Raw genomic sequence first — 12,427 nt, forward strand, 5'->3', positions numbered from 1 at the left:
TCAAAGAAAATTAGCCACATGATCTTAAAACGAGCAGTCGTTACTGGGCTTGGTGCAATTACTCCATTAGGAAATTCTGTAACAGAATTTTGGGAGTCTTTGTTATCCGGCAAAAGTGGAGCAGCGCCCATAACTCGATTTGATGCATCCAAGTTTAAAACTCGCTTTGCATGCGAAGTAAAAGGTTTTAAGCCAGAGGATTATTTCGAGCGAAAGGATGTGCGAAAGTTAGATGCGTATTCTCAATACGGCATTGCAGCAGCTCATCAAGCAGTTGTAGATTGTGGCTTAGACCTTACTAATTTTAATCACGATAGAGTGGGTGTTATTTGGGGCTCGGGAATTGGTGGGTTGGATACTTTTCTTACCGAAAGTATTGGATTTGCAAAAGGAGACGGTACCCCAAGATTTAATCCTTTCTTTATTCCTAAAATGATTGCAGATATTTGCTCAGGGCATATATCTATGCGATTTGGCTTTAGAGGGCCTAATTTTACTACCGTTTCGGCATGCGCATCTTCAACCAACGCGCTTATAGATGCTTTTAACTATATTCGTTTGGGTAAAGCTGATATAATTGTGGCTGGTGGTTCAGAAGCAGCAGTTAATGAAGCCGGCATTGGTGGATTTAATGCTATGCACGCACTATCCGAGCGAAACGACTCTCCGGAAACAGCTTCACGCCCATTTGATAAAGACCGCGATGGTTTTGTATTGGGAGAAGGTGCGGGAGCGTTGATTGTAGAGGAGTTGGAGCATGCTTTAAAACGCGGTGCAAAAATATATGCAGAAATTGTAGGTGGTGGAATGACTGCAGATGCGCATCATCTTACGGCTCCTCATCCAGAAGGATTAGGTGCGATTAATGTGATGAAACAAGCATTACAAGATGCCGAAATGTCTGCTGACCAAATTGACTATATCAATGTTCATGGTACATCCACTCCTCTAGGCGATATTGCCGAAACAAAAGCAATTGTAACTGTGTTTGGAGAGCATGCCTATAAACTAAACATAAGCAGCACCAAATCCATGACAGGTCATTTGTTGGGAGCTGCAGGTGCAATAGAGGCTATTGCTAGTGTGTTGGCGGTAAAGAACGATGCCATTCCTCCTACAATTAATCATTTTACAGACGATCCTGAATTAAATAATCAATTAAACTTAACCTTTAACAAAACCCAGAAACGCACCGTTCGCGCTGCCTTAAGTAATACTTTTGGATTTGGCGGACACAATGCATCCATTATTGTAAAAAAATATTGATAGGTTTTGTTTAAACGTTTATTTTCAAAAACATCTGCAAACGAAAAAATACTTAGAGAAAAGCTGAAAAAAATTTTAGGTTTTTCCCCTAATGATATTTCTATATATCAATCTGCACTTAAACATATTTCAACTGCCGGAAAAAGAGAATCGCAAAAAGGACAGCGAGATAGCAACGAACGCCTGGAGTTTTTGGGCGATGCTATTTTAGGCTCGATAATTGCCGATCATTTGTTCAAACTTTTTCCTGATAAAGATGAAGGTTTTTTGAGTAAAATGCGCTCCCGCATTGTGAGTAGAAATTCGTTAAACCAGTTGTCTACCACCATTGGATTGAGTGAATTGGTAGAAGTGAGTGTGCGTAGGGAAGAAAGTGTGGATATTTACGGAAATGCACTAGAAGCATTGGTAGGCGCTGTTTATTTGGATAGGGGTTTTGTGAAGTCAAGAGATTTTATTCTCAAAAATTTAGTTGATAAGCATATCGATATTAATGAAGTTGTAACTACAGAGGATAATTACAAAAGCAGAATTATTGAATGGGGTCAAAAGAACAAAAGACAAGTATTGTTTGAGTTGGTAAGAGAGGAAGGACAAGGATTGGATAAATTATTCTATATACGAGTAAAAGTAGACAACCAAGTGATGGCTGAAACCATGAATAGATCCAAGAAAAAAGCAGAACAACTTGCTGCGGAGATTGCTTCCTTTAAATTGGAAATTTAAATATATGTACAATGTAATAGGTACAATGTATTATGCCGTTAAGTTTTAACTATTATCAATATTGTAACTTGTACGTTGTAATTCTTCCATGAATAAATTCAAACTTGAAATAGATTACGATTACGATTTTTTTTTGGCGGGGATTGTATGTCATGAGCCTGATTACAGGATTTCTTGGGCTATCAATAAGAAATTTAATTTACAACTTGTAAAAGATAAGGATATCGAAATTCATACCAAGTCAAATTCTGTATTTCATTTTTCACTGTTTTCGTTTGTAGATGAGTTGAATTATAAAGAGTTTTTTTTGGTTCGCAATAAGTGTGGAAGAAAGAATTTAATTCCGGAGCAAAAGCAAATGGACTTTTTTTTGCTTGTAAAAGGTTCGATGTCCAAGGAAAACGAGAAAGAATTAATTAAGGATTTAATTGAAATTCCTTTTGTATTAATGGCGATGGCTGTGCCTGTGAATGCCTTGCCTTCTAAACAAAATCTAATTTTTTAATAAAGAATGTTATGTTTTTAAAAGTGGAACACATTGGTATAGCGGTAAAAAATTTGAATGAAGCAAATACCTTAATAGCAAAGCTGTTTGATAAAAATTTTTATAAGCAAGAGTCGGTTGAGCGGGAGAGCGTTACCACTTCTTTTTTTCAAATTGGAGAAACTAAAATCGAGTTGTTAGAAGCCACAAAAAACGATAGTGCTATTTCAAAGTTTATTGAAAAAAAAGGCGAAGGGATTCATCATCTTGCTTTTGAAGTGGCAGATATTAGAAGTGAAATGAAGCGCTTAGAATCATTAGGTTTTCAGCTTCTATCGAAAGAACCATTAATCGGGGCAGACAATAAGATTATTTGCTTTTTGCACCCAAAAACTACCAACGGAATATTGGTGGAGTTGTGTCAAGAGATAAAATAATATAGAAATAATGCAATGCCGTTTTTCATACTAATAATATCTGTGTAGCTTTGTGGGCTTTAACTTTTAAAAATTTATTTTGTGAGAATAATCCTTTTTTTTCTAGCTACACTTTTTCTTTTTTCTAATTCAATTGCTGCTCAAAAAAAGAAAGCACCATCAAAATATATAGCCGGACCAATGCTTGGATATGTACAGCATAGAGAGGCTTGTGTGTGGCTTTTGGTGGATAGAAGGGCAGAGAAAGCCATTATTCGTTATTGGAAGCCCGGAGCCAAGGACACTTCCACTGTAGTTTGTATAGTAAATCAACAACCAGCATTTTTTAATCCTTATAGAACAACGATATCCGTGAAGTTTATCCTTCCTTTATTGGATATGAACACTACGTATAATTACAAGTTGAATATAGATAAGGAGACTGTGACTGGTGTATATAGCCTTACAACAAAGGATTTGTGGGAGTGGCGAAAACCTGCTCCCGACTTTTCTTTTATTGTTGCATCCTGTTTTTATTTAAATGATTCTATATATGATCGTCCGGGAAGACCTTACGGTGTTGAAAGTGCAATTTTTGATCATATAGCTGAACAGCCCGCAGACTTTATGATTTGGACTGGTGATAATATTTATTTGCGCGAGGTTGACTATAGTTCCAATAGTGGTATGGAATATAGATACATTCATGCTCGCAAACATCCGTTGATGAAAAAAATATTTTATGCTAGACCTAATTACGCCATTTGGGATGACCATGATTTTGGTCCGAATGATGCCAATAGAGAATTTCCTTTGAAAGAAGCTTCGTTGGAGTTGTTTAAGGATTTTTGGGGAAACCAAACCTATGGAGAAGCGGACAACAAAGGTGTTTATTCAAAATTTTCGTATGCCGATGCAGATTTTTTTCTTGTAGATAACAGGTATTATCGTACTCCTGAAAAAAACAAATTGGCCACTACTCAATTGGGTAAGGAGCAACTTAATTGGTTAAAGAATAATATAGCATCCTCTACTTCTAAATTTAAGTTTATCATTGCCGGAGGTCAAATGCTTGATACGATTGGTATGGCTAAAAAGGAATGTTTGGGCATGTATGAAAATGATTACAACGAATTCATAAATTTTATTTCCGAAAAAAATATTAAAGGCTTGGTTTTTATTTCCGGGGATAGACATTTGACAGAACTATTGAAAATAAAAACATTTACCGGTAAATCTTTTTATGAATTTACCTGCTCTCCTGTATCTTCAGGGGCGTATAATATAAAAGGCGGACCTGAACTTAATAAACCTGGACGCATTGAAAACACATTGGTTTCAGATCAGAATTATGGAAAAATTAGTGTTTATAGCAATGCAGATAAAAAACGAGTTGTTAAGATTGAGGTGTTTGATAAGGAAAATGCTAAACGTTGGACGTATGAAATTCTTGAATCGCAGTTGAACGGGGAATAAATTTATCTTGAAATACAATGATTAAATTACTGATAAAATTTTTCACTTTTCTTTCTTTTAAATTAGGAGGGTGGACATTTGAAAATAAACTGCCAAAAGAGGCCAAAAAGTATTTGTTAATAGCAGTGCCCCACACTAGTAATTGGGATATGTATTATGCCCTTACTTCGTTTTATATGATGAAAGTACCTGTTCGATTTGCAATAAAAAACGATTGGCTTAAATTTCCATTTAAAAAAATGATGCTCAGTGTAGGAGCTATTGGTGTGGATAGAGGAAAAAATAAGTTAAAGAAGGTAAGTTTAGTTGATTCAATTGTGGAGCTGTATAACAAACACGAAGAGCTAATTATTTGCATTACTCCGGAAGGAACAAGAAGCCGCAATCCTAAATGGAAAACAGGGTTTTACCATATTGCCGTAAAAGCTAAAGTTCCTATAGCTGTTGGTGTTTGCGATTACAAGAATAAAAGAACTACTATTCACAAGCTTATTTACCCAAGCGGAAATATGAAAGCAGATTTGCAAGAAATAGCAACATTTTACAATCCGAGTCAGGCTAAAATTCCCGAGAATTTTGCATTTGATGTAGAGGCTACCGTAGCCGGGAAATAGCAAGTTCAATTTTGCCTATTTCCATTTTTAAATTTATATTCATCTTCTCTTATTTACTTAGAACATACTATTTATGCGTATTTCGTACAACTGGCTTAGAAAATATATAAACACCTCATTATCGGTACAACAGATATCGGAGTTACTTACCGATATTGGCTTGGAAGTAGAAAGTGTAGAGAAATTTGAAACAGTACCTGGAGGCTTACAAGGAATTGTAATTGGTGAGGTTAAAACAAAAGAGAAACACCCGGATGCCGATAAACTTAGTATTACAACCGTTGATGTTGGTGGATCGGAATTACTGCAAATTGTATGTGGAGCATCTAATGTTGCTGCAGGACAAAAAGTTGTGGTAGCTACTATTGGCGCTACGTTGTATCCCGTTAGTGGCGAGCCCTTTAAAATAAAAAAATCAAAAATTCGTGGTCAAAATTCCGAAGGAATGATTTGTGCTGAAGATGAAATTGGATTAGGAAACTCACACGATGGTATTATGGTGTTGCCTAATGAAGTGGCCATTGGTACTCCTGCAGCTTCTTACTTTAAGTTAGAAAGTGATTTTGTATTTGAAATTGGACTTACCGCAAACAGATCGGATGCAACTTCGCATATGGGCGTAGCAAGGGATTTAGCGGCTGCAATTAGTTGTAGAGGCTTAGGTAATTTTGAAATTACAGAGCCTCAGTTATTAAATATTCCGGTAAACAAAGGAGTTCTCCCAATTGAAATAGAAATAGCCGATACCGAGCTTTGTCCTAGATACAGTGGATTGTATGTAAGAAATATTCAAGTTAAAGAATCCCCCGAATGGCTTAAAAATAGCTTGAAATCTATTGGTTTAAAGCCTATAAATAATATTGTAGATATTACTAATTATGTGCTGTTTGAATATGGGCAACCATTGCACGCTTTTGATGCTGATAAAATAAGCGGAAATAAAATTGTTGTAAAAAGAGCAAATGTAAGTTCTAAGTTTACCACTCTGGATAGTGTAGAGCGTACGCTAAGTGGAGAAGAGTTGCTTATATGTAATGAATCTGAGCCTATGTGTATAGCCGGTGTGTTTGGAGGATTGCATTCAGGAATTACAACCGAAACAAAAAATTTATTTTTGGAGAGCGCGTATTTTAATCCGGTATCAATTCGTAAAACAGCAAAGCAGCACAACTTAAAAACAGATGCTGCATTTAGATACGAACGTGGTGCCGATCCTAATATAACTGTTAAAGCATTACAACGTGCAGCATTTCTACTTTCGGAATTGGCAGAAGGAACTGTTGTAGATACTATTACAGATGTGTACCCTTCAATAATAGAGCCAATAAAAATTGGCTTTTCTTACAAAAGCTGCGATGCAAAATTGGGGAAAGAATTAGAACGAAGCACAATAAAAAATATTTTTAAAAGTATTGGTGTGGCAATACTTTCGGAGGGAACAGATGCCTTGTTAGTTACAGCCCCAACCAACAAAGCCGATGTAACAAGAGAAATAGATTTGATAGAAGAAGTAATCCGTATTTATGGAATTAATAATATTGAATTGCCTACAAAATTAAATTCTTCCGTTTCGTTTTCTGTGAAACCGAATAAGCAGCAACTGGTATCTAAAATAAACGATTTATTGGTAGGGTGGGGCTTTTCGGAAATTATGTGCACCTCATTAACATCTTCCAAGTATTATTCAGCAAGCGATTTAGAAAAAGCTGTAAAGCTTGCTAATCCAATGAGTGCGGATTTAGACATATTGAGAAATAATTTATTGTATAGTGGCTTAGAGACTATAGCATATAATCAAAACAGAAAGAATACGGATTTGAAACTATTTGAGTTGGGAAAAATATATCAAAAATCATCCTCCGAAAAGTGGGCGTATGTAGAAGAAGAGCATCTTTCCTTTTTTATGTGTGGTAATGTGGCTGAAGTAAATTGGAATTCTCCTTCAAAGCAGGTTACTTTTTTTCATTTGGTAGGAGTGCTCGAGAAACTTATCGCTTCACTTAGGGTTACCTATTCTAAGCATGTACAGCAAACGGATTCCGGTGTAGATAAAATTGCATATACGGTAAAATCAAAGGAGGTTGCGTCAGTAATCTCTGTGCCGGCTGAAATGTTGAAGAAATTTGATATTAAGCAGTCTGTTTTTTACGCAACAATTCATGTAGATGAGTTGTTGAAAAACATTCCAACTAAAACAGAATTTTTTAAAGACTTACCTAAATTCCCGGAAGTGAAAAGAGATTTAGCATTGGTGGTTGATGAACATGTGTTGTTTAATCAATTGAAAGAGGCTGCTTTTCAAGTAGAGAAAAAGATGCTCAAAAGTGTGAATATATTTGATGTGTACAAGGGAAAGAATATAGAAGAAGGAAAAAAATCGTATGCACTAAATTTTGTATTACAAGATGAAGAGGCAACTCTTACCGATGCTAAAACAGAGGCTGTAATGTCAAAATTGATGAAAGTGTACGAGGAAAAATTTGGTGCAAAAATTAGAAATTAGTTCCGCTATTCAATTTTTTGCTTGCGAATTATTTTCGAAAATGTAGCTGGTATAAGTCTTTTTAAGAGTAAACCTAATTTGCCTCGAGCATCTCCAATATAAATTTCTTCTTTCCCTTTTTCAATAGCAGCCAAAATTTGATTTGCACAATCTTCCGCAGAAATCACACCTTTTCGTAAATGCGAATCATCCATTATATTGTGCTTTTCGCCTGTGCCGGTAAGCGCATTAACAGAAATATTTGTTTTTATTTTGCCCGGGCAAACTAGTAATACTTTTACGTTGTTTTTATAAACTTCCATGCGTAACGAATCGAAGAATCCGTGTAGCGCATGTTTTGAAGCAGAGTAGGAGGTGCGTAAAAAGTACCCGATTTTTCCGGCAATACTACTAATTGCAACAATATGCCCCGAGTTGTTTTTTATCATGTGAGGTAAAATTGCTTTGGTTAGGGTAACTGTACCAAAATAATTTACTTGCATTATTTTTTTATCTACCTCAATTGACGTTTCTACGGCAAATGAGCGTTGACTAATACCTGCATTGTTTATTAGAATATCTATTGCACCTAAATTATTTACAACAGTTAGTACATGATTAGAAAAATTACTTTCGTGTTCTAAATCGATTTTAAGAACAATACATCGCGAGTCGTCTAACTGCAATTGTTTTTTAATTGCATTTAATGTTTGAGTATTTCTGGCAGAAAGTACCAGTTTTGCTCCACGAGTTGCTAATTCCTTTGCCAGTGCCTCTCCAATGCCTGATGACGCACCGGTTATCCAAACAACTTTATTTTTAAAACTAGATTTCAAATTTGTTAGATGCTTTGTAGGTTATATTCCTATAAATATGATTAGTAGCTCAAATATATTAATTTTGAATCAGGTATAAAGACCATTTACGTAAAATAAAACTGATGAAAATAGTGCATAAATTATTTTTTGTAGGAATTCTTTCGGTTGTTTTAATTGCGTGCAGCAATTCCGATACAGTGAACGAACAAAAACCTACTTTTAGTAAGGATACAATTGTTAACACAATGGTTGATATTCATATTTTAGAAGCTCAGTTAACATTGGGTTTACTTAAGCAGGAAGGCGATTCTAACCAAGTTGAAAATATTTACAAAAAGAACGGAATAACAAAGAAATATTACGAAGATGCATTGGCCTACTATGCGCAACATCCAGTCGAAATGGTGGCAGTTTACGATGAGGTAATCAATGAACTAAGCAAACGGCAAGCCAAAGAATCCCAATAAAAAAAGGCGAGAAGAAAATTTTCCTCTCGCCTTTTTTATTACTATTTTAACTTTTACGCTTCTTGTGGCTTTGAAATCAACGCTCTGCGAGATAATTTGAATTTTCCGGTTTTTTCATCTACACCAATTAGTTTTACGTGTAATTTATCTCCCTCTTTCAAATATTCTGAAACATTATCTACACGCTTCCAATCAATCTCGGAAATATGCAATAGTGCGTCTTTACCAGGCATAAACTCAACAAAAGCACCATACGCTTGAATTGATTTTACGGTGCCATGGTATGTTTCTCCAATTTCAGGTATAGCAACAATTCCTTTGATTTTTGATTTTGCTTTTTCTAAGCCTTCTGCGTTATCACAGAAAATATCAACTACACCTGTGCCATTTACTTCTTCTATGGTAATAGTAGCACCGGTTTCACGTTGCATTTCTTGGATAATTTTTCCTCCCGGACCAATTATAGCACCAATAAATTCTTTAGCTACAATAATTTGTTCTACACGAGGAGCGTGTGCCTTGAATTCTGATTTAGGAGCAGTAATAGTTTTTGCCATTTCTCCTAAAATATGTAAACGTCCTTTGCGCGCTTGTTCTAGAGCTTGCTCCATAACTTCGTATGGTAAGCCATATACTTTTAAATCCATTTGGCAAGCTGTAATACCATCGGTAGTTCCGGTTACTTTAAAATCCATATCACCCAAATGATCTTCATCACCTAGGATATCAGACAATACAGCGTTTTTTCCTTTGTTGTCGGTAATCAATCCCATTGCAATACCTGCAACCGGTTTGCTTATTTTTATACCTGCATCCATCAATGCCAATGTTCCGGCACATACCGTAGCCATAGAAGATGATCCGTTTGATTCTAAAATATCAGAAACAATACGTATGGTATAAGGCGACTCTTTTGGCAAAATATTTTTTAATGCACGCAATGCTAAATTTCCGTGTCCTACTTCTCTACGACCTACACCTCTGTTTGGCTTTACTTCGCCAGTAGAGAATCCAGGGAAATTGTAGTGTAACAAAAAGTTGGTGTTGCCTTGAAATATAGCACCATCAATAGTTTGTGAATCTAGTTTAGTTCCTAATGTAACGGTAGTAAGCGATTGCGTTTCGCCACGTGTAAAAATAGCCGATCCGTGTGCAGCAGGTAAATAATCTACTTCGCTCCAAATAGGTCTAATATCAACGGTTTTACGACCATCTAAACGTTTTCCTTCATCTAAAATAGCTCTGCGAACAGCTTCCCATTGCAAATCGTAAAAATATTTTTCGCATGTTCCACCTATTTCTTCTTTTTCTTCTTCAGAAAGTGAAGCCATAAATTCGTCTAAAACAGCTGTAAATGCAACTTTACGTTCGTTTTTGTTTGGGTTTCCTTGTGCAGCAACTTTATATATTTTATCGTAAGTTGCCTTGCGAACACGCTCTTTAAGTTCTTCGTTTACTATTGTTTTTTCGTATGCACGTACCGGTTTTTTGCCTACTTGTTCAGCAAACTCAACAAGTGCCTTACATTGAACCTTTATAGCTTCGTGTGCAAATTTAATTGCAGCAAGCATATCAGCTTCCGATACTTCTTTCATTTCTCCTTCAACCATTACAATATCTGTAGGAGAAGCGGCAACAATCATATCCATGTCTGATTTTTCCATGTCGGATATGGTAGGATTTATTTTGAATTTGCCATCAATTCTACCAACTCTTACTTCCGATACCGGACCATTAAATGGAATATCTGATACCGTTAGTGCAGCACAGGCTGCTAAACAAGCCAATGCATCGGGCATAATATTTCTGTCGGCAGATATTAAGGAAATCATTACTTGTGTATCTGCGTGGTAATCTTCAGGAAATTGCGGACGTAGCGCTCTATCTACTAAACGGCTTATTAATACTTCGTAATCCGATAATTTTGCTTCACGTTTAAAAAATCCACCTGGGAAGCGACCTGTAGCTGCAAATTTTTCTTGGTAATCTACAGAAAGAGGTAAAAAATCAACTCCTTCTTTTGCTTTTGGGCTAGATACTACAGTTGCTAACAACATGGTGTTGCCATGTTTTACAACTACCGATCCATCTGCTTGTTTAGCCAGCTTACCTGTTTCCAGAGTAATGGTTCTGCCGTCTCCTATGTCAAATGTTTTTGTAATTCCTTTCATTGTACTTAATTTTTAACTTGTTTTTATTTATTCTCTGTCTTAACCAAATTATACCGTTTGTATAATTTATTTTGTGTATTTGCTTTTTAATACGAAAGGGCAACTTTTGTAAAATTGCCCTTTCAAAATCAATAGTAGAAAATAATTATTTTCTAATGTCTAATTTTTTAAGGATAGCACGGTATCTTTCAATATCGTTAGCTTTTAGATAATTCAAAAGTCTTTTTCTTTTGCTTACTAAATTTATAAGAGATTTTTGTGTGTTTACGTCTTTACGCGCCTTAGATAAATGACCTGTTAAATGGTCTATTCTGTGGGTAAACAAAGCAATTTGAGATTCAGGAGTACCTGTGTCTTTTTCTGATTTGCCGTGTTTTTTAAAGATATCCTTCTTTACGTCTGCTGTTAAATACATGTTTATATCTATTTCTATTTATTATTAGGAACGCAAAGATAAGGCTTTTTAAGAAATTAACAAAATTGACTGTTAGTAATTTGGCAAATTGTTTCTAATTGCTGTTAAGTTGTTGTTAGTTAGTGTTTTATGGTTTGTTGGTTGTGTGTTGCAATTGGTTTTTTTGTGTTTTTAACTGGCTGAACGTTGGGGAAGCTTACAGTCTTGCACCTAACGGTTTGCAAACAGCCCCAGTAAATTTTACCAAGCTGTCTAATTGTCAATATACAAAATTTATTGGAGCTGTTTGTTGTTAGCCACAGGCGTTACCTATAACAGGTCTAACACCACCTTAATATTTTCTTTCAGTTTTGTTTTTTGGTCTTTTGTCAGTTGTCCAACTTTTTTTATGAGTCTGCGATTGTCAATTGCACGAATTTGATCAACAAGGATGTCGCTCGGTTTTTCCAACTGTCCTTTTTTTAAGTGTACGCGTAATATTTCAATGTCCGTCTTAACATTGGTTGTCACAGGGCAAATTATGGTCGATGAGTGTTCGTCATTTAAAAGGTTTGTTTGAATGATTACAACTGGCCTTGTTTTTCCAGGTTCCGTACCTCGGCTTGGATTTAGGTCGGCAAGCCAGATGTCAAATTGCTTAATCTTCATCGATTAGCTTTTCAAATTCAGATAACACCTCTAAAGAGTCCGCTTTAATTGCCTTTGCTTCTTTAGTAAGTTGTTTTTTAAGCAAGCGTCTTTTATTGAACAGATTGTATATACTTAGCGCTTCGTTAATATACCTGTTTCTTGCTGTTTTTAGCTTAGAGGTCAACTTTTCTGTTTCGTCAAATATATGATCGTCAAGTTTTAAAGATAAGGTCTTCATGATTTAAGGTCTTTGCACAAAGGTATATATTAAAAGTATATACTCCAAATAATTCCCAATAAATCTTTTCTCGGTTTCGGTCTTTATACCGCTTACTGCTAACGTTTTGCAGCTACAAGAAGTTGGCGATTTCGAAGTACTAAACTGTCTGCCAGCAATGAACTTGATACGAAGCACAAAGCTTCATTTAACCACTGAACCGCCAATTTTTTGTAGGTGCTGTT

The 12,427-nt window shown here is 35.7% G+C and carries 13 protein-coding genes; 8 read left to right on the forward strand and 5 right to left on the reverse strand.

Annotation, left to right across the window (positions count from 1 at the left end; all coding sequences use genetic code 11):
- Positions 1-18 precede the first annotated feature (18 nt).
- From fabF to J0M08_04870, 7 genes are all read left to right on the forward strand, one after another.
- A complete protein-coding gene (gene fabF, locus J0M08_04840) occupies positions 19-1,266 on the forward strand; it encodes a beta-ketoacyl-ACP synthase II (GenBank protein MBN8702366.1) in 1,248 nt (415 codons plus the stop codon).
- Between the two features lie 6 nt (positions 1,267-1,272).
- The gene (gene rnc / locus J0M08_04845) at positions 1,273-1,992 is read left to right on the forward strand and encodes a ribonuclease III (GenBank protein MBN8702367.1); all 720 of its coding nucleotides are present in this window, start codon (positions 1,273-1,275) and stop codon (positions 1,990-1,992) included.
- An 88-nt stretch (positions 1,993-2,080) separates the two neighbouring features.
- The gene (locus tag J0M08_04850) at positions 2,081-2,497 is read left to right on the forward strand and encodes an IPExxxVDY family protein (protein MBN8702368.1); all 417 of its coding nucleotides are present in this window, start codon (positions 2,081-2,083) and stop codon (positions 2,495-2,497) included.
- A gap of 11 nt (positions 2,498-2,508) precedes the next feature.
- Positions 2,509-2,913, forward strand: coding sequence for a methylmalonyl-CoA epimerase (gene mce, locus J0M08_04855; GenBank protein ID MBN8702369.1), 405 nt, complete (start codon positions 2,509-2,511; stop codon positions 2,911-2,913).
- Between the two features lie 81 nt (positions 2,914-2,994).
- On the forward strand, positions 2,995-4,368 hold the full coding sequence (locus J0M08_04860; GenBank protein MBN8702370.1) for an alkaline phosphatase family protein: 1,374 nt from the start codon (positions 2,995-2,997) through the stop codon (positions 4,366-4,368).
- Positions 4,369-4,385: 17 nt separating this feature from the next.
- Positions 4,386-4,982 (forward strand): 1-acyl-sn-glycerol-3-phosphate acyltransferase, encoded by a 597-nt coding sequence (locus tag J0M08_04865; protein ID MBN8702371.1) that lies wholly within the window; start codon positions 4,386-4,388, stop codon positions 4,980-4,982.
- A 73-nt stretch (positions 4,983-5,055) separates the two neighbouring features.
- The gene (locus tag J0M08_04870) at positions 5,056-7,485 is read left to right on the forward strand and encodes a phenylalanine--tRNA ligase subunit beta (GenBank protein ID MBN8702372.1); all 2,430 of its coding nucleotides are present in this window, start codon (positions 5,056-5,058) and stop codon (positions 7,483-7,485) included.
- A gap of 5 nt (positions 7,486-7,490) precedes the next feature.
- On the opposite strand, the gene J0M08_04875 is transcribed toward J0M08_04870, so the two are convergent.
- Positions 7,491-8,300, reverse strand: a complete 810-nt coding sequence (locus J0M08_04875; protein MBN8702373.1) for an SDR family oxidoreductase — start codon at positions 8,298-8,300, stop codon at positions 7,491-7,493.
- Between the two features lie 104 nt (positions 8,301-8,404).
- Between J0M08_04875 and J0M08_04880 the strand changes: the two genes are divergently transcribed.
- Positions 8,405-8,749: a DUF4296 domain-containing protein gene (locus J0M08_04880; protein ID MBN8702374.1), complete on the forward strand. Its 345-nt coding sequence runs from the start codon at positions 8,405-8,407 to the stop codon at positions 8,747-8,749.
- A 53-nt stretch (positions 8,750-8,802) separates the two neighbouring features.
- On the opposite strand, the gene pnp is transcribed toward J0M08_04880, so the two are convergent.
- The 4 genes from pnp to J0M08_04900 all read right to left on the reverse strand — a co-directional run bounded on the left by pnp (position 8,803) and on the right by J0M08_04900 (position 12,203).
- Entirely contained in the window at positions 8,803-10,920 is a 2,118-nt protein-coding gene (gene pnp / locus J0M08_04885; protein ID MBN8702375.1) for a polyribonucleotide nucleotidyltransferase, read from the reverse strand.
- Between the two features lie 145 nt (positions 10,921-11,065).
- A complete protein-coding gene (gene rpsO, locus J0M08_04890) occupies positions 11,066-11,335 on the reverse strand; it encodes a 30S ribosomal protein S15 (protein MBN8702376.1) in 270 nt (89 codons plus the stop codon).
- A 309-nt stretch (positions 11,336-11,644) separates the two neighbouring features.
- Entirely contained in the window at positions 11,645-11,983 is a 339-nt protein-coding gene (locus J0M08_04895) for a type II toxin-antitoxin system PemK/MazF family toxin (protein MBN8702377.1), read from the reverse strand.
- Positions 11,973-12,203, reverse strand: coding sequence for a hypothetical protein (locus J0M08_04900; GenBank protein MBN8702378.1), 231 nt, complete (start codon positions 12,201-12,203; stop codon positions 11,973-11,975). Before J0M08_04900 ends, J0M08_04895 begins: the two co-directional genes overlap by 11 nt.
- Positions 12,204-12,427 lie beyond the last annotated feature (224 nt).

This window comes from Bacteroidota bacterium, assembly GCA_017303975.1.
GTDB lineage: Bacteria > Bacteroidota > Bacteroidia > JAFLBG01 > JAFLBG01 > JAFLBG01.

What these genes read in the sequence shown, in the direction of transcription:
- J0M08_04880 (MBN8702374.1), top strand. Translation starts at nt 8,405, where the DNA reads ATGAAAATAGTGCATAAATTATTTTTTGTAGGAATTCTTTCGGTTGTT.
- J0M08_04865 (MBN8702371.1), top strand. Translation starts at nt 4,386, where the DNA reads ATGATTAAATTACTGATAAAATTTTTCACTTTTCTTTCTTTTAAATTA.
- J0M08_04870 (MBN8702372.1), top strand. Translation starts at nt 5,056, where the DNA reads ATGCGTATTTCGTACAACTGGCTTAGAAAATATATAAACACCTCATTA.
- rpsO (MBN8702376.1), bottom strand. Translation starts at nt 11,335, where the DNA reads ATGTATTTAACAGCAGACGTAAAGAAGGATATCTTTAAAAAACACGGC.
- J0M08_04900 (MBN8702378.1), bottom strand. Translation starts at nt 12,203, where the DNA reads ATGAAGACCTTATCTTTAAAACTTGACGATCATATATTTGACGAAACA.
- fabF (MBN8702366.1), top strand. Translation starts at nt 19, where the DNA reads ATGATCTTAAAACGAGCAGTCGTTACTGGGCTTGGTGCAATTACTCCA.
- J0M08_04895 (MBN8702377.1), bottom strand. Translation starts at nt 11,983, where the DNA reads ATGAAGATTAAGCAATTTGACATCTGGCTTGCCGACCTAAATCCAAGC.
- pnp (MBN8702375.1), bottom strand. Translation starts at nt 10,920, where the DNA reads ATGAAAGGAATTACAAAAACATTTGACATAGGAGACGGCAGAACCATT.
- mce (MBN8702369.1), top strand. Translation starts at nt 2,509, where the DNA reads ATGTTTTTAAAAGTGGAACACATTGGTATAGCGGTAAAAAATTTGAAT.
- J0M08_04850 (MBN8702368.1), top strand. Translation starts at nt 2,081, where the DNA reads ATGAATAAATTCAAACTTGAAATAGATTACGATTACGATTTTTTTTTG.